The 17,818-nt window shown below is 45.1% G+C and carries 17 protein-coding genes; 6 read left to right on the top strand and 11 right to left on the bottom strand.

From position 1 onward, the window contains the following. The first annotated feature begins 2 nt into the window (after window positions 1–2). Window positions 3–968, top strand: a complete 966-nt coding sequence (locus VME0621_RS11570) for an ABC transporter permease (RefSeq protein WP_006071992.1) — start codon at window positions 3–5, stop codon at window positions 966–968. A 75-nt stretch (window positions 969–1,043) separates the two neighbouring features. On the opposite strand, the gene prfC is transcribed toward VME0621_RS11570, so the two are convergent. Beyond that, window positions 1,044–2,633, bottom strand: coding sequence for a peptide chain release factor 3 (gene prfC / locus VME0621_RS11565; RefSeq protein WP_006071994.1), 1,590 nt, complete (start codon window positions 2,631–2,633; stop codon window positions 1,044–1,046). Between the two features lie 335 nt (window positions 2,634–2,968). On the opposite strand from prfC, the gene VME0621_RS11560 reads away from it, so the two are divergent. Continuing rightward, entirely contained in the window at window positions 2,969–4,147 is a 1,179-nt protein-coding gene (locus VME0621_RS11560; RefSeq protein WP_062456859.1) for an MFS transporter, read from the top strand. Between the two features lie 52 nt (window positions 4,148–4,199). Here VME0621_RS11560 and VME0621_RS11555 read toward each other — a convergent pair whose 3' ends face one another. Then, a complete protein-coding gene (locus tag VME0621_RS11555) occupies window positions 4,200–5,324 on the bottom strand; it encodes a BamA/TamA family outer membrane protein (RefSeq protein ID WP_006071997.1) in 1,125 nt (374 codons plus the stop codon). Window positions 5,325–5,595: 271 nt separating this feature from the next. On the opposite strand from VME0621_RS11555, the gene VME0621_RS11550 reads away from it, so the two are divergent. Then, on the top strand, window positions 5,596–7,251 hold the full coding sequence (locus VME0621_RS11550) for a hypothetical protein (RefSeq protein ID WP_062456856.1): 1,656 nt from the start codon (window positions 5,596–5,598) through the stop codon (window positions 7,249–7,251). Between the two features lie 54 nt (window positions 7,252–7,305). On the opposite strand, the gene VME0621_RS11545 is transcribed toward VME0621_RS11550, so the two are convergent. The 7 genes from VME0621_RS11545 to ubiT all read right to left on the bottom strand — a co-directional run bounded on the left by VME0621_RS11545 (window position 7,306) and on the right by ubiT (window position 11,713). Beyond that, entirely contained in the window at window positions 7,306–7,695 is a 390-nt protein-coding gene (locus VME0621_RS11545; protein ID WP_038167341.1) for a YMGG-like glycine zipper-containing protein, read from the bottom strand. Window positions 7,696–7,708: 13 nt separating this feature from the next. Further along, window positions 7,709–8,476 (bottom strand): SDR family NAD(P)-dependent oxidoreductase, encoded by a 768-nt coding sequence (locus VME0621_RS11540; RefSeq protein WP_031494732.1) that lies wholly within the window; start codon window positions 8,474–8,476, stop codon window positions 7,709–7,711. A gap of 203 nt (window positions 8,477–8,679) precedes the next feature. Then, entirely contained in the window at window positions 8,680–9,471 is a 792-nt protein-coding gene (locus tag VME0621_RS11535) for a hypothetical protein (RefSeq protein ID WP_062456853.1), read from the bottom strand. 170 nt (window positions 9,472–9,641) lie between these two features. Then, window positions 9,642–10,100 carry a ribosomal protein S18-alanine N-acetyltransferase gene (rimI, locus tag VME0621_RS11530; protein ID WP_062456850.1) on the bottom strand — a complete coding sequence of 153 codons (459 nt, stop codon included), beginning with the start codon at window positions 10,098–10,100 and terminating at the stop codon, window positions 9,642–9,644. Continuing rightward, a complete protein-coding gene (locus tag VME0621_RS11525; RefSeq protein WP_062456847.1) occupies window positions 10,093–10,524 on the bottom strand; it encodes a DNA polymerase III subunit psi in 432 nt (143 codons plus the stop codon). Before VME0621_RS11525 ends, rimI begins: the two co-directional genes overlap by 8 nt. Before the next feature lie 162 nt (window positions 10,525–10,686). Beyond that, window positions 10,687–11,202, bottom strand: a complete 516-nt coding sequence (locus VME0621_RS11520) for a GNAT family N-acetyltransferase (protein WP_062456844.1) — start codon at window positions 11,200–11,202, stop codon at window positions 10,687–10,689. Continuing rightward, window positions 11,186–11,713 carry a ubiquinone anaerobic biosynthesis accessory factor UbiT gene (gene ubiT, locus VME0621_RS11515; RefSeq protein WP_006072010.1) on the bottom strand — a complete coding sequence of 176 codons (528 nt, stop codon included), beginning with the start codon at window positions 11,711–11,713 and terminating at the stop codon, window positions 11,186–11,188. Before ubiT ends, VME0621_RS11520 begins: the two co-directional genes overlap by 17 nt. A gap of 179 nt (window positions 11,714–11,892) precedes the next feature. On the opposite strand from ubiT, the gene VME0621_RS11510 reads away from it, so the two are divergent. From VME0621_RS11510 to VME0621_RS11500, 3 genes are all read left to right on the top strand, one after another. Next, window positions 11,893–13,932, top strand: a complete 2,040-nt coding sequence (locus VME0621_RS11510; RefSeq protein ID WP_062456842.1) for a sensor domain-containing protein — start codon at window positions 11,893–11,895, stop codon at window positions 13,930–13,932. 126 nt (window positions 13,933–14,058) lie between these two features. Next, complete coding sequence (gene ubiU, locus VME0621_RS11505; RefSeq protein ID WP_038225488.1) at window positions 14,059–15,072, top strand: ubiquinone anaerobic biosynthesis protein UbiU; 1,014 nt, start codon at window positions 14,059–14,061, stop codon at window positions 15,070–15,072. Between the two features lie 10 nt (window positions 15,073–15,082). Beyond that, the gene (locus tag VME0621_RS11500; RefSeq protein ID WP_006072016.1) at window positions 15,083–15,961 is read left to right on the top strand and encodes a U32 family peptidase; all 879 of its coding nucleotides are present in this window, start codon (window positions 15,083–15,085) and stop codon (window positions 15,959–15,961) included. A 47-nt stretch (window positions 15,962–16,008) separates the two neighbouring features. On the opposite strand, the gene VME0621_RS11495 is transcribed toward VME0621_RS11500, so the two are convergent. Next, the gene (locus tag VME0621_RS11495; RefSeq protein ID WP_062456841.1) at window positions 16,009–17,349 is read right to left on the bottom strand and encodes an MATE family efflux transporter; all 1,341 of its coding nucleotides are present in this window, start codon (window positions 17,347–17,349) and stop codon (window positions 16,009–16,011) included. A gap of 46 nt (window positions 17,350–17,395) precedes the next feature. Continuing rightward, window positions 17,396–17,806 carry a MarR family winged helix-turn-helix transcriptional regulator gene (locus VME0621_RS11490; RefSeq protein ID WP_062456838.1) on the bottom strand — a complete coding sequence of 137 codons (411 nt, stop codon included), beginning with the start codon at window positions 17,804–17,806 and terminating at the stop codon, window positions 17,396–17,398. Between the last annotated feature and the right edge of the window lie 12 nt (window positions 17,807–17,818).

Genomic DNA, 17,818 nt, shown 5'->3' with positions numbered 1-17,818 from the left:
TTATGTTTGAAACGATTATTCTCATGCTTGATGCCACCTTACGTGTGGCAACCCCACTGATTCTTGCCTCTTTAGCCGGTATGTTCTGTGAACGTTCAGGGATAGTAAACATTGCACTAGAAGGTAAACTATTAGCCGCTGCATTTGCCGGTGCTGCTACAGCCCATGTCACCGGTTCAGCGTGGCTAGGTTTGTTTGCTGGTATAGGTATCTCGGTGCTTCTCGCCTTGCTTCACGGCTTCGCTTGTATCACCCACAGAGGTGACCAAGTCGTCAGTGGTATGGCAATCAATATTCTTGCCGCAGGCTTAACCATTACGTTAGGTCGCCACTGGTTCCAACAAGGTGGTCAAACTCCAGCCCTATCTGGTGATGCTCGTTTCGCACCAATTACCTTCCCTGGTGCTGATGCCGTTGCGGACGTACCTATTTTGGGCGACATCTACTCAGAGCTGATTAGTGGACACTCCATTTTGGTATACCTTGTGGTGTTAATCGTTCCTGCTTGTTGGTACCTACTGTTCCGAACTCGTTTCGGCTTGCGCTTACGTGCTGTAGGTGAGTCACCATCAGCAGTGGATACTGCAGGTATCTCTGTAGTGCGTATGCGTTACGCTGCCGTTGCAATCTGTGGGGTATTAGTGGGTATTGGTGGCGTCTACTTATCGGTAGCGCAAACGGCTCAGTTCATTCCAAACATGAGTGCAGGTAAAGGTTATATGGCTTTGGCTGCGCTTATTTTTGGTAAGTGGCGTCCGTTTACCGCAATGGGTGCATGTTTGCTCTTTGGTTTCTTGGATGCACTAGCTATTCGTATGCAAGGCGTGACCATTGGTGACTTCCCTATTCCGGTACAAGCGATTGAAGCCGTACCTTACGTGTTAACCGTATTCCTACTCGCAGGCTTTATTGGTAAGGCGGTAGCACCAAAAGCTATCGGCGTGCCTTACACTAAAGAACGCGAATAACCGGATGCGATATGCAGACCGAAAAAAACCGCTCAAATGAGCGGTTTTTTATTGCCTAGTATTAGCAACTATAGATTAGTGCTCACGTGTTGCGCGGAATTTAATATCCGGGAAACGCTCTTGCGCTAGGTTCAAGTTAACCATAGTTGGTGCTACGTAGCTCAAGTTGTCACCACCATCAAGCGCAAGGTTTTGCTGGTTCTTACGTTTGAAGTCTTCAAGCTTCTTGTCATCATCACACTCAACCCAACGAGCTGTTGCAACGTTAACACTTTCATAAATCGCTTCAACGTTGTACTCAGATTTTAGACGAGCAACAACCACGTCAAACTGAAGCACACCAACCGCACCAACAATAAGGTCGTTGTTTTGTAGCGGACGGAATACCTGAACAGCACCCTCTTCAGAAAGCTGAACCAAACCTTTTAGTAGCTGCTTCTGCTTCAATGGATCTTTTAGACGAATGCGACGGAATAGCTCCGGTGCAAAGTTTGGAATGCCAGAGAACTTCAGCGCTTCACCTTGAGTAAAGGTGTCACCAATTTGAATGGTACCGTGGTTATGAAGACCAATGATATCACCAGCATACGCTTTTTCGGCGCGAGAACGGTCACCCGCCATAAACGTAACCGCATCAGAAATGCTGACTGTTTTGCCGGTGCGAACGTGGTTCATCTTCATACCTTGAGAATAGGTACCAGATACAATACGCATAAAGGCGATACGGTCGCGGTGCTTTGGATCCATGTTTGCCTGAATCTTAAAGACAAAGCCAGAAAACTTCTCTTCCGTTGCTTCAACATCACGCTCATTCGCTTGACGCGTTTGCGGTGCTGGTGCCCACTTAGTTAGGCCGTCTAGCATATGGTCAACACCAAAGTTACCAAGTGCAGTACCAAAGTATACTGGAGTTAGCTCACCTTTAAGGAAAGAATCAAGATCAAACTCAGGACATGCGCCCATTACTAGCTCTAACTCTTCACGAACGCTTTCTGCTAGATCAGCACCTACCGCGTCATCAAGGTCTGGGTTATCTAACCCTTTGATGATACGAACTTCTTGGATTTCATGACCATGGCCAGATTCGTACAGAATCGTTTCGTCACGGTGAATGTGATAAACACCCTTAAACTCTTTGCCACAACCAATTGGCCAAGAGATAGGGGCACACATCATACCCAGTTCACTTTCTACTTCGTCTAGCACTTCCATTGGGTCGCGTACATCACGGTCCAATTTGTTCATGAAGGTCACGATAGGCGTGTCACGAAGACGAGTTACTTCCATCAATTTACGGGTACGGTCTTCGACACCTTTTGCCGCATCAATCACCATCAAACATGAGTCAACAGCGGTAAGCGTACGATAAGTATCTTCCGAGAAGTCTTCGTGTCCTGGAGTATCAAGTAGGTTAACCAAACAGTCGTTATAAGGAAACTGCATCACGGACGTTGTTACCGAGATACCACGCTCTTTTTCCATTTCCATCCAGTCTGACTTGGCGTGCTGCGCACTGCCACGGCCTTTTACTGTGCCTGCTTTCTGAATCGCGTTTCCGAATAACAGTACTTTTTCAGTAATGGTGGTTTTACCCGCATCCGGGTGAGAGATGATCGCAAAAGTTCTGCGCTTAGAAACTTGTTGCTGAAATTGAGGATTTGACATGAATCTCGATCTTCTTGGTTTGTAGAATAGCGTTTGAGAGTATTGGCTCAACTACTACTCGAAGGCGTCGAAAAAATAATGGGCGCTATTTTCACCGATCTGGCTTCGATTCTCAATCACTAGTTTCTTCAAGCTACTGACTAACCACTCAGTGACTCAGTAACTTACTTGCTCCCCTTAAGTAACAACGGGTTACACACTGCTCATCGTAAATCGCCTCCCATATACTTTTTACCTTAAACAGAGTTTCGATAAATAAGAGCATTTTCCTGTGGTTTTACCTATCGCAATTTCATTTCTTTTGACCTTAAGGTCTTTAATTTGGGGAACACTCCATGAAAACTCTTAAACCTTGGTACATCGCACAGATGTCAAACGGCGTGGTTCAGTGGGCGGGCATTGCCCTGATGCTGACACCGCTTATTATCGAACGCACAGGCAGCGGCTCTCTTATGGGCAGCGTAATGTCTCTGATTGGCCTATTTGGCATCAGCGCACCGCTCATTGGTTGGCTTGCAGATAAATATGGTATCCACCGTCAAATGCAAAAAGTGGCGTTGTTCTCTCACTTACTTTCGCTGGTGCTACTCTATTTTGCGCAAACTGAAACATACACCTACTTGTTAGTCGGACTTACCATCGGTATTGGTACTGTCTCTCAATTGGTACTGAACCCAACATTTGTCCTAAATTCTCTACCAGAAAATGAGCAAGCGCGTGGACTAAGTCGTCTATTTCAGTTCCAGTTTTTGGGTGTGGTGATTGCGGGCTCGCTCCTCGGAGTGGTAAGTCTATTGGGTTGGACAAGTGAACAAAAGCTACTGATGCTTATGACTCTGGTCTGCGTTTCTATTGTTACTGTATTTATTGCACCGCCACCGAAAGTCAAAGTGCCTGAGGTTGAACAGCAAAGCGACGATGAATCACTAACTAAGAAGAGCAACAAACGCACCTCCATTGCATTCGTGATGTTCTTGGCAACCGTGTTCATTTCCATGTTTACCGCCAGTAACTTGATGGAAACTGGACCAATCATCATCAAAGAGGTGTTTAACGTCGACCTTGGACATTCTGCGTTTGGTCTCGCAGGCTCCGCGGTATTAACCATGATACTCCTTGAGCCAGCTGGTCGCCTCGCAGAAAAAAGCAGCCCTTATCTCATCTGGATGGCGTCACTGGCTTGCTATGCAGTAACCTCAATTGGTCTATGGCTGGCGATTGGAACGAACATTCCAAGCCTTGTCCCTATTCTATTGATAGTACTACTGATGCAAGCAATATCTTGGTTCGATATGGTAATACCAGCGATTGCAGAAGAGCTCAGCCCAAGCACACCTGCACTCACACAAGGCATTCTGATGTTTGCAATGGCAATAGGGTTTGGAGTGGGTACTTACATTGCAGGTCAGCTCATCGACGTTGAAGGTTTTGTGTCAGTCGTGGATTATTGCGCGGCAAGTATCGTTGTGACCTTAGTGCTAGCATTCGCTACTTTGTTGTTTAAACGTAAGTAAATATCCACATTAATGAAGAAAGGCTGGATGAATCCAGCCTTTCTCTTGTTCATTACAACTGCCAAGCATGACCAACGGTAATATAATACGCCCACTCTTCAGGACCTTTTGCAACATCGACACCAGCTCGCATATTTAACTGTCTCGCCACCAAATAGCGAAAACCTCCGCCGACAACATTTTGATATTTGGCATCTGAAAAACTATCACCTTCATCAAACGCTTTGCCAGTGCCAGTAAAACCAATTAGTGACCAACGAGGGGTAAGATCATAGCGAGCCTCCACTTCAACCAAAGCCATATCATCACCTTGATAGCGCATTGCTGGAATACCACGCATGCTGATAAATGGACGAGCATAGTATGGTGCATCATTGGAAACGGTTTGATAATCGCCACGTAGCCCCAGGACAAAATCATTGGTTAACGGTGCAAAATAGTTGGTTTGAAAGCGTCCTTTTTGGTAGTCCACATCGCCACCAAAAGCCGAATTATGAAAATCGACGCTCAACTTGGCTTTCAGGCCGTCATTCGGTGTGAAAATAGTATCTCTGCTGTCATAAGTGACTTTTAATTCAACCCCCGCATCGTTCATGTCGTAATCGATAGGCGGTATACCCGGAATAATATTGCCAATATCAAAAGTACTTTGAGAAGATAGGATGGAATATTTGGCACCGACAAACCAATCGCTACCTGCAATGCGATAATCAATATCCTGCATGAAGTACAAGCCATCGATATTGAAATCGAAAGGAATATCACCCTCGTAATATTTTAGGTTGAATGAGCCGTAGAACAAACCACCTTGATAACGCCACGTATCTTCCTGCCATGAGCCGAAGTGAAACGCCCCAGTTAACCACGAGCCATTTTCTGTCGCAGCAGCGGCAACCGCCGTCACACTCGGCGGCAATCCCACGACTTCATCGGGATTTTCCTCACGCAGTTGCTTACGTTTTTCTGATTCGTGGAAAAACAGCAACGCTGCACCACCACCTGCCCCAACAGCGGGATCGGTGATAATTATGGGTACAGGCATAAAGCCAACCGCATTATCAAGTACCCATTTACTGGCATCGAACATGCCATCTTTAGGGTCGAGGAACTGTTCCATCGCAGAGACAGAAGACGCCGCTGCCATACCACCTAACAACCATACTGGTAGCTTCTTCATACTTCTTCCTTGAACGCTATGCAAACCGATCCATCAAAACAATGAAAGGCTCACTAGTTATATGTTTTAACAATTATCCAACTAAATATACATCATTTCAAAAACTTGCTACTACACAAAGGCAATTTGACAAGATCTATCAACAAACCTCGGACTTACCCTACACTTCAACGCTTTCTAGCTAAGGTCTCAGTCATTTGATGCTAACCTTAAATAACACAGGTGAGCAGTCGCAAATAGTGAACTCATTACTATTTTTAGCTGTCTTAAAATGGCAAAATACCCAGATCCTACGATAAGAGAGTTAACTACGGTGTCAGAACAAGCTCCATTAGATATTCGAATAGAAGAGAACCAAACCCGAGTCAAAGATCAGCTTAACCGCATTCTTTCGAGTAAAGCATTTGATCAAAGCCCGAAGATGAAAGAGTTACTGTCTTTTGTTGTCGAGCAGACTCTCGTTGGTAACGGTGATCGTCTAAAACAGTTTACGATCGCAACTGAAGTGTTTGATCGTGATGCCGATTTTGACCACCAAGCTGATCCTATCGTTCGAATTCAAGCAGGGCGAGTTCGCCGAACTCTAGAAACCTACTACCTTACCGAAGGCGTCAATGACCCCATTGTCCTGTCAATTCCAAAAGGGCGTTATAGTCCATTGTTTACGCCGCAAGCGCCTCAAGCTGCAAGACAAACAGCATCCTTGGCTCAGTTTGCACGTGAAACTCTGAAATCCTTAAGCCCTACTTTGACGGTATTACCGTTTCTTTCACTGTCAGATGATCCTGAGAAACGCTTTTTTGCTGAAGGTTTCGGCGAAGAGTTAGCCACTGAGCTTGCGCGCTTTGATATGCTCAAAGTCGTCTCAATGCATGCTCTCGGTGAAACGAGCATTGATCCTCGTACCTCCGCCGATGTCAAAGGTTTAGGTGAAAAGCTAGGTGTGTCGTTTATTACCTCTGGCACCATGCAGGCACTAGGTAATAAGGTGAGAATCTATGCCAAGCTGTATCGCACTGACTCCGGTGAGCAAGTTTGGGCTGAGAAATACACCTGTGATTTAGCAACCGACGATCTATTTTCTGTTCAAGATGACATCATTGCGGAAGTCGTCGCTGAGCTGGCTTCCAGCTTTGGCATTATTCACAGAGAAATCTATCAAAGCTGTAACCAGAAAAAGATTGAGCATCTCTCTACCTATGAAGCGACACTGCGTTATCGTCACTACCTAATGACGCTCTCGGAAGATACCCACCAGCAGGCCACTCAAGCCTTGTTGAGCGCTGTACAAAATGAACCTGATGTTGCGTTGCTGCATGCTATGTTAGCTGTGCTTTACTTTGATGCTGACATGTTAGGAATGAATAAGGTCGACAGTGCTGTCGAAACAGCTCTTAACTATGCCAAACGAGCGGTTGAGCTAGAGCCGACTAACCAAGAATCTCAAATAGCGATGTTAATGGCGCACCAAGTTGCTGGAGACGTCAATAGCGTCATCGAGACTGTCGACAAAGTGATTGCGATTAACCCCAATGCCGCCTATCAGATTGGCTTATCCGGTTGGGCATTATGCATGGCAGGGGAATTTGACCGAGGATTGCAACTTATCCAAGACTCAAAAGCTCTGAACCCATTTAGACCGCCATGGTTCTCTGTGGCCTCTATTATTCACAAGATCATGCTTGATGATTTTGAGGGTGCCGATAAAGCCATTAGCAAGCTGTCTTTACGCCGTGTATTTTGGATTCCGATGCTAAAAGCGATCATTCAAGTATACAAAGGTGAGTTCAAACAGGCTCAAGCCAGCTATAAAGAAATGCTGCAAATGCAGCCAGATTTTGAGAATAATGAAGAACACTATCTCAGCGCTTATATTGCGAGTCCAGAGATAAAATCAAAGCTGCTCGACGCTTTAGGCAGGCTTTAACCTCATTGATACTAATAAAAAAGAGAGCAGTTTGCTCTCTTTTTTATTTAGATTCTAATCGTAATAATCATCATACATTTCCTCTTCGATAATCTCTTCTTCCACGATTTCTTCGGCAATGTATTCTTCTTCGATATATTCCTCAGCAATATACTCTTCAGCGATGATCTCATCTTCAACAATAGCGTCAGTTGCCATCTCACAAGCGCCCTCATAATAAGCGCCATCGATAGCCCCACCGACTGCCCCGGCGCCACCACCAATAACTGCACCAGTTTTCGCGCCTTCGCCACCATCAACAATACCACCAACAATGGCACCGGTTATTGCCCCATCCACGGCACCTACTATGGTACCTTCCGCGGTTTGGTCGCAGTAGTACGCGTAGCTGTTAAAGCTGGCTGATAATAGTAATGCTAAAGTGATTTGAATGTGTTTTTTCATTATTTGCTCTCAATTACTGCGCAAGTTGGTTGTAGGCTTCAATACTCATACCTGCGCTAAAGCCACCGTCCACTCCGATGGATTGACCATTAACAAAGCTACTGTCCTCAGAAGCTAAGAAGTGGACAACGGCCGCCACTTCTTCAGGCTGAGCAATTCTTCCCATCGGGATCGAACGTCTCTCCATTCTCAGTTGAGGTTCGCCTCCTTTGGCGTAAGCACGAGGGGTATCGACCGAGGTGGGACAAACGGCATTGACACGAATCTGTTTACTGCCAAGCTCCAAAGCCGCCGTTTGAGTAATACCAAGCACTGCCCACTTTGAACTAGCTAACGCGCCAAGATAAGGCACACCCTGAGTTCCTGACACCGAAGCAATATTGATGATACTGCTGCCTTTGGGCATATAGGGCACCGCATGCTTCATCGACAATGCTGTCCCTAGTGCGTTGACGGAAAAATTGGCTTCATACTCATCTTTTTTCGATTCCACTATGGTGCTGTAACCATTAGTCGAACCCGCGCAATTCACTAACACGTCGATTTTGCCAAACTTCTCGAAGGTAATAGCCATCAGTTCACTCAGTGACAGCTCATCCGTCACGTCCGCATGAATATAAAGGGCTTCTAGTGACTGCAATTCTTTGTCTGATGCATTAACTCCAGCGATGACCAGCTTTGCACCCGCAGAGCTAAAACGATGAGCAATCGCCTCTCCGATACCAGAGGTGCCGCCAATAATGACAACAACTCTATCTGTTAGCTGAAATGGCACTTTCATTATTAGCCTCTCTTCTATTTTTCACACTGAGATTAAACGAGCTTAGTAACGTGGGTATAAAGTCAAAATGCACTCTATCTCGACCGATAACAGCTGTTGAGTTATTAACTGGAATCGATCCAGTAACACGGAGAAAAAAGTAAGAAACAATTAGAGAGGATGAATAAAGGCTTCCGTGCCTTAAACTGAGTAAAGCGATGAGATTAGAAGAACCAAGTCGCACCAATGCGAACTTCTCGGTTACCGTCTAAGTGTTTCATACGCGATTCACCTGCCGCTTTAAAGAAGTGTTCAGAATAGGTCACGTTACCCCAGATGCTGCCGTCATTGGTAAGTGGAATACCACCTTCAAAGTTCAATTCAAGAGATTGTTCGTTCTTACCGATAGCATTGTTATAGTTAGCGTACTGTGGATTTACTGTGATGTAAGACCCTTTTTCAGTTAGATAGAAAGAGTTAAACCAATTCGCTTGCCAGCCATTTTCTGAGCGACCATTGTCGTACTCATTCTTCATTACAGCCAAATTTGGATAAGAAACCCAATTTTCAAATGGCGTAATCACTTTAGCCACGGCACCAATAGCAGCAGTTTGCTCTGTGCCTGAGTTCTTAGCTACCCAGTTAGAGCCATAGCTGATGTAGTCCAATGAGAAACCTATTTCTGGGAGTACCTCTAAGCCCGTTGCGTGCACTTGAAAGTAACGAGCTCGAATACGCGACAAACCAAAGTCTTTAGATTTGCCTTGCTGCGCATCCAGATTAGTTTGAAAGTCTGTTTCGAACTGGCCTAAATAGCCAATATCTTCGCTGTATGAGCCCGCCATGTTTAACTGTAGGCGAGTCATACCATCTTTACCTTTAGCGCCAGAATCAACTTTAAGATAGGTTTGGGGACGGGTTACATCGGCAGGATCATTCACTTGTGCCTCATCTGCCATTACTTGAGCGCTTGTAACACTCAATAAGGCAGCAGAAAGTACAGAGAAGTGTTTCATTTTCTATTCCTATTGTTATCAATAACTAATAGGAAGTATGAGGAAATCGATTTTTTATCGAAGTAACTACGGGTAATGTAACCTATTTACAGAACGACTAGATTACCTTGCTTTATAGAGGGCCATGCGGATAGGTCACTACCCTCGTGATTTAGAAATAGACAGCAGAATTAACTTGAGAATAAAAAATAATAACTCATGATAACGGCGTCTTCTCGACCTTGGTCTGATGGGTAATAATCACGACGTCTGTCAACTTCATTAAACCCTTCATCAAGATACAAAGAAACTGCGGCTTGGTTACTTTCTCGAACCTCTAGCCAAGCACTTTCTGCTTCACGAGATTCACACTGTTCTAAAAAGTGATTCAGCAATGCCCTGCCGTAGCCTTTGCCTTGCTCGCCCGGTGAGACCGCAATATTAAGCAACGAAACTTCACCTACAATGTTCTGTGCATAAAAGTAGCCAACAACGCGTTCGTCGGCCAATAGCACATAATTGAAAGCTCCGCGCCCATTCAACTCGGTAATCATAGAGGCTTTCCATGGATGAGAGTGTGCCATATTTTCTATGGATAAGATGGCATCTAAGTGCTCAGTATCCATGATTGCAAAGGTAAGATTAGCCATAGCTGCGGATTTGATTCCAAAGTGCACGTCTTTCCATATCATTACCATCAATGTTAGACAGTTGCGGAGAAACGAGTTTTTTCGGGGACGCGGTGAATTGATACTGTTGCGTTAATTGAGCAAAGCGCTCATTTGCCTGTTCTTCTCCAGCAAACCATATCCATTCTGGTATATGTTGACCATCAAGACTAAGTAATTGTTCTGGAGCAATATGTAGCGTCTCACTAAGATCTAACTTCATCGCTTTAAGGATCTTCTGATAGAACAGCACATTATCGCCTTGCGGCTTTACTGATGAAACAAACAAGAGTCGACAGTCAGGCCGAAGTGACAACGAAGGGCTACAACGCACAGGAATACGCTCAGGGTGAGTTAGTTCCCATGTTTGAACGCCCATTAACTGTAGTTTTATGCTGTCTTGCATGATTGATTTACGCCAAGTAATTCGCCGTCATAATGACGCGCAGTTTAGCAGAGCTCTATTTGATTACCAAGATATCAACGTGCGGATAAAGCAAAGTGCGGATAAAACAAAGCCTCGCGGTGATGACACAGCGCTAGGCTTGATATTTCACTTTGAACGCTATTACAGACCGTTAAACTCAGGGCAGTAATCCACCAACCCTTTACGGCCCGCAAGCTGTTCGGCCACCGAATCTTCCGTCAATGAACGAACTTGGAATGCACCTTCTGGTACTTCCCACTGACAATGAAGATCATAGTCAGCTGCAGCAGAAAACTGGAATCGTCCGTAATAGCTTGGGTCTCCAAGCACCACACAAGCGGGATAGCCGAACTCAGGTAAAGTGGTGAATGCCTCTTCAACGAGTGCAGATGCCACTCCTTGCCCCTGATGCTCCTTGGCAACCGCTAGCGGTGCTAAACCTTGCCATGACAAGTCGTCGCCATCGATAGTGACAGGTGTAAACAACAGATGCCCAATGACTTCACCTTCATCAGAGCACGCTACCAAAGATAACGTTAGACGACCATTTTCTCTCAGTGCCATCACTAAATTGGCTTCTGCATCCGTATCAAATACCGATTTGAGTAATCGGTCAATGACAAGTATATCGGCCGGCGCTTCAGTTCGAATAAGCATTCGCTACCTCGTTAGGATTTGTTGCAGGCTGCATGCCTTTCTGAACAAAATCCGCTAAATGAGTCAATGCAGAAAGCATTGGTTTCGGTAATGCGTCAAGATCAACGCTATCCATCAAGTTCTTCACTTCTAGGCCTAACTCGGTATCGCCTTCAATACTCAAGCGGCGTTGGAAGAATAAAGTATCTGGGTCTTCTTTACGACCCGCAATCAACACTAAGTCATTTAAATTACCGCTAAAACTGACATCTTCCTGCTCGACAGTTTCAGAAACCACCAGCTGTTCATCGCTGTAAGAAATATACCAACTGAGGTTTAGATCACGAATATGAACTTTTAACCATTTTTCTTCGAGAAATTCAAAGTCACCGTCCTCAAGTGCTTCTTTAAAAACGGTTTTTAGTCCTTCAAGCAAAGCTCTATTCTGGATTTTAGTTGGCAGAAAGTGGACTGGAGATCGCAAAATTTGTGCTGCGTTTTTAACTAGTTGACTTCGAATCTTGTCTAACACGCGGTTTTTCCGTTAATTTGTAGTTCAGAAGGCTAATAATACGGCATTAGTACAAAAAAAATCCTGTTGTGCATCAAAAATTTTTTGCTTTCGCCTTTGCCCTTTTCTAACTGATAAATCACAGTTATAGTGTTGGTGTTACTGATATATAAGCTCTCCGGAGAACTGGTAGTACATTGATGTCATCCAAAATGTTAAAGGAATACTTTGCTAAGTTAACATCCAATAGCCCCTTCTTTTTTGCTATTTTGGATGACGAGCATCATTACTGTATGGTCAACGACCGTTATTGTGATGTGGCAGGGTTAACACACAGCGACTTAGTTGGCATGAATGACTTGCAAATACTAGGTGAGCGTTTTTATAACCAGTTAAAACCCTATTACGATCGTGCGCTACAAGGCGAATCGATTGAAGCCGAAGTGACACTTGATGAGTCGGATGTCGAGTCCAGCCTGCATTTCAGCGTGTCGCCAATCCTCAATGACGGCGTCATCGAATACATAGTGTTCCATGCCATCGACACATCCGAAAAACAGATCCTAACCCGCTCTCTCGAAGAATCAGAAAGCAAGTTCCTCAAACTGTCTCAGCTTATCCCAGATGGATTAATTCTGGTTGAAGACGATTGTATTTTATCGGCCAACCCTGCGTCTGCACGTCTATTTGGTTACGCAAAAAGTACCGACTTACTGGGTGAGTCGTTAAACCGCTTACTAAGTAACGAGAAAAATAACAATCGTGTGCAACTCGATTTAGCCAATGTCGCTAACGGCACACCGCTGCATTTTTTGACCAGTGAGTATTGCGGAACGCAGCGCCGACTGTCGCTGCATGTCGATGACGCTAATCTATTTGGCAACAGTGCTCATTTAGTCCTAATTCAAGATATGGACGAAAAGCCAAACCCAGTGGCTCAAAACAGCAATGAAGACGTCAACATTGATACCTTGACGAAACTCTATAACCGACTAGGTTTCACCCGTTGCTTGGATCATTTTATTCAAGATAAAACTCCGCTCGTCATGCTTTACCTCGACATTGATAACTTTAAGAACATCAATGACTCTTTGGGGCACCACATTGGCGACCGAGTGATTCAGGAGGTATCTTCTAGACTGAAGCGTCATCTTCCTCAACAATCGGTATTGGCCCATTTAGGCGGTGATGAGTTTGGGATCATTCTCCCAGAGCCGGAAAGTAACAGTACGGTAGAAATGTTGGCGGAGAAAATCATTGGTCTCATCAACCAACCTTTCGATTTACACCACTTCAGCAAACGCCTTGCTTGCTCCATTGGCAGTGTTCATTACCCAAACGATGGAAATGATGCACGTATCCTGCTGCAAAATGCCGATACGGCCATGTATGAAGCCAAAGCCAGAGGTAGGAACCGTCTCGTTAAGTTCAATGACCAAATGAACAAAGAAGCGCGCATGCGCCTTTGGTTGGAAATAGAACTGCAAAAAGCGCTACAGCAAAATGGCTTGGAAGTATGGTATCAACCCAAGGTCAATGCCCGTGACTTTAGTATCAACGGTGCAGAAGCGCTAGTTCGATGGAAACACCCCGTCGAAGGGTATATAAGCCCGGCTTCGTTTATCCCAGTGGCAGAACAAGCAGGACTGATCGAAAGCCTTGGCCGCGTGGTCATGCGTGATGTGTTCAATACCGTCAAACGCTGGAAACTACAAGGTATCTTACCGGGTCGCGTGGCGATCAACTTGTCTCCAGAACAATTTGGTAACCCTAAGCTTATCGATTACATGGAGCGCTTATTACGCAGCACAGGACTGGATCCTAGCTGTATCACGTTCGAACTCACTGAAAGTGCGGTAATGAGCAACAGTGAACACACATTGCAAATGCTCGATGCCATTAAGAAACTCGGCTTTGCGTTGTCTATTGACGACTTCGGTACCGGATACTCTTCGCTATCCTACTTAGCGCACTTCCCAATAGATGAACTTAAAATCGACCGCGCCTTTATCATGGATATCGATACACTGCCAAAACAGCTCACCGTTATCGAAAACATCATCAATCTCGGTAAATCACTCAATCTCTCGGTAGTCGCCGAAGGTGTGGAAACACGCCACCAAGCAACACTACTTTCCAATCTTAACTGCAACTCCATTCAAGGCTTCCACTTTCACCGACCACAACCTAAGCACGAAGTCGAAGCACTATTTGCGCAAAACCGTCGTCATCGAAATTGACCATGTTAACGTTACCTCTTTGGTGTTAATTACGTGTTTATTAAGGTAAACCTGCCTTACATCAAATTCGCTGTTCATAATTGTTCATAAAATGCGGGCTACTGTCAGAAATATGGTAATGAGCATATGGAACTCTTATGCCCAGCAGGGAATTTACCTGCTCTAAAAACTGCAATTGATTGCGGTGCGGATGCGGTTTACATCGGTTTCAAAGATGATACCAACGCGCGTCATTTCGCTGGTCTAAACTTTACGGGAAAGAAACTCGAGCGTGCGGCTCAATATGTTCACGATCGCAATAAAAAGCTACATATCGCGTTGAATACCTTCGCACACCCTAATGGCTTTGAGCGCTGGACTAATGCAGTCGACCAAGCTGCCGATCTTGGTGTCGATGCATTGATTGTCGCCGATATTGCTGTATTGGATTACGCTGCCAATAAGTATCCAGAGCTAGAGTTACACCTCTCAGTACAAGCCTCAGCAACCAATGTGGCTGCTGTAGACTTCTACCATAAAAACTTTAATGTAAAGCGCGTTGTGTTACCTCGAGTGCTGTCTATTCATCAGGTAAAACAACTGTCTAGAAACATTACCTCTGATGTCGAGCTTGAAGTATTCGCGTTCGGCAGTCTTTGTATTATGTCTGAAGGGCGCTGCTATTTGTCGTCCTACTTGACCGGTGAATCACCTAATACGGTTGGTGCGTGTTCTCCAGCGAAATACGTGCGTTGGCAAGAAACTGAGCAAGGGTTAGAGTCTCGTCTAAATGACATTCTTATTGACCGCTACGCTCAGGGCGAAAATGCAGGCTATCCGACACTCTGTAAAGGCCGCTTTGAAGCCGAAATAGAAGGAGAGCGTAAGCGCTACCATGCACTTGAAGAGCCAACCAGTTTGAACACTTTGTCTATGCTTCCTGAACTGTTCGCCGCTAATGTCGCGTCGGTGAAAATTGAAGGACGTCAGCGCAGTCCCGCTTACGTTGAACAAGTCACTCGAACTTGGCGCGAAGCCATCGATGCGTATCAACGTAACCCTGAGAACTATCAAGTGAAACCAACCTGGGATCAAGCCTTGGCAAATGTCTCTGAAGGAACCCAAACCACATTGGGTGCATACCACAGAAAATGGCAGTAAGGAGCAACTTATGAAATACGCATTAGGCCCATTACTGTACTTTTGGCCAAAACAAGACGTTGAAAGTTTCTATGAGCAAGCTAAATCGAGCTCCGCAGATATCGTGTATCTTGGAGAAACCGTGTGCTCAAAACGCAGAGAGATGAAACCAGCACACTGGTTAGATATCGCTAAGGAGCTAAATCTAGCAGGCAAGCAGGTAGTTCTGTCAACAATGGCACTGCTAGAAGCACCAAGCGAAGTTAACATCATGAAAAAGTACATCGATAATGGTGACTTTGCGATCGAAGCCAATGATGTCTCAGCGATTCAACTAGCAAGTGAACACAAAGTTCCATTTGTTGTTGGTCCTGCCGTTAATACCTACAATGCCCACACACTGAAGCTATTTGCCAAACAGGGCATGATTCGCTGGTGTATGCCTGTTGAGTTATCGCGTGAGTGGTTAAGCAACGCTCTAGAGCAAGCCGACAAAATTGGTATCCGCGATCAATTTGAGGTAGAAGTCTTTAGTCACGGTTATCTACCGCTAGCTTACTCCGCACGCTGCTTTACTGCTCGTGCAGAGAACCGAGCAAAAGACGATTGCGAAACTTGCTGTATTAAGTATCCAACGGGTCTTCAAGTGGAGAGCCAAGAAGGTCAGTCAGTCTTTAACCTCAATGGTATTCAGACTCAATCTGGTTACCAATACAACCTGATCAATGACCTGAAATCTATGCAAGGTTTGGTAGATGTGGTTAGGCTTAGCCCGCTAGGGTTGGATACCTTCGCTGAAGTTGATCGCTTTAAAGCGAACGAAGATGGCACACAACCGGCCAAAATATTGGATAGACAATGTAACGGCTACTGGCATCAAATCGCTGGGCTCGATATCAAGCAGATTTAGTCCCCGACTTTAAATGAAAAGACCTCGCTGATACGCGAGGTCTTTTTTTATGCCGTGATCGGCTGTAAAGCCGTTCTATCAAGCTTACTAATGTCACGCCATATCATAACACCGACTACCAAGCTGATCGCGATGTTGGAAAGTGGGTATGCTACCCAAATACCATCCACTCCCCATAGCTTGGGCATAATGTACAAGAATGGCAACTGAACCAACATATTACCCAGCGTCACGAACAACGCTTTGCGACTATGACTGATCGCTTGATAGTACGCAGCAGCCACCACGATAAAGCCATCTAAGAACATTGAGAATAAGTGGAGACGAATCCCGTTTACGGTGTGCTCAATCAGCAATGGCTCACTCGAGTTAAAGATTGATACCGTTTGATATGGGAACAGGTTTAGCACAGTGACAAAAATGGCACCACCTAATACCGCACTCAAAGTCGCAATGTTAAAAAGCTTGCGCATATTATCTTGTCTTCTCGCACCATAGTTATAGCTCAGTAATGGCTGCATAGCATTCGCCAGTCCCTCAGCCACAAGATAGTAAAACGCGACGATATAACCCAATATTGCATAGGCTCCCACTAAGGTTACCGAACCATAATCAGCAAACAATCCATTGTGTAGCGCGACCATAAACGAGCCATAGGCATACATAAAGAAACTCGCCAAACCAATAGATATGATTGATGGCAGCATGCTAAATTGGAACTTAAGATCGGCTAACGATAAGCGCATCTTAGCTCGACCTGAGAAGAAGTAGGCAAAACCTAGCAGTGTCACTACCGCTTGAGCAATCGCTGTCGCTAACGCGGCACCACGCAACTCCCAATCAAGAACCGCGATAAACCAATAGTCCAAGGCAATATTAATAATGGCCCCCAGTACCATCAACATAGTAGCGGTGTTAGGACTATCATCATTACGTAGCAAAAATGGCACTGCTATCGAGCCCAGAGTAAACACACCACCAATAATCAAGATGTCCAAGTACTGCATAGCCAAGTCATGTACTCGCCCTTCTGCACCTTGAATGCTTAGAAATACATCTGAGTATTGCCATAAAATCACAGCGATAACAGGACTTAAGGCCACAAGCGCAATTAATCCAGTAGCCAGAGCATTCTTAGCATCTGTCAGCTTACCTTCGCCTTGTTTAATCGAGGCCAGCGCACCAGTGCCCACGCCGACCATCATACCTAGACCAAGAATCGTACCGATAATTGGCCACGCGAGGTTAATGCCGGCTAGGCCATCCCCTCCCATATACTGTCCAATAAAGATGCCATCGACCACTTGGTAAAGACCATTAACCAACATAGCCGCAACGGTCGGAATGGCATAGCGCCAGAATTGTTTATAGATTGATTTCTCAGTCATATCATCCAAATAGTTAGTTATCTTAGCTAACTAAATCCTTAAATTTTTATCTCAGTGCTTTGGTCAATAACGTGTCAAGCAAGGCGAACTCCTGCTCGTCTAAATGTGCCCGCAGTTTATCCGCTACCACACTGTATATCTCAGCTTCCGACATTAGCGGTAATCGTGATTTCTCCGTCAAGGTCACTCGCTTTGAACGCGCGTCTTCGGTACACGATAATCGCTTCACCAAACCTTTACGCTCAAGTCTTTTAACCATATTGGTTGCTGAGGGTTTGGACACCTCTAGTTCTTTTGCCAGATCGGTTAATCGAATCGGCTCTGCTGAAGATTGTATTGCTTTTAAATAATCGTATTCATTGAAGCTCAGGTGCCCTAGTGGGTCTTCTTTGCTGTAGCTACGCCATACTTTCGACGTCAGCCGCTCCATCTTCTCTAAATTAGTTTCTATAGTCATTCATATTAACTA

Origin of the sequence: Vibrio mediterranei (assembly GCF_900088415.1) — a bacterium.
GTDB lineage: Bacteria > Pseudomonadota > Gammaproteobacteria > Enterobacterales > Vibrionaceae > Vibrio > Vibrio mediterranei.
The sequence above is the reverse complement of the archived record's forward strand: the minus strand, read 5'-3'. Positions and strand labels throughout refer to the sequence as shown.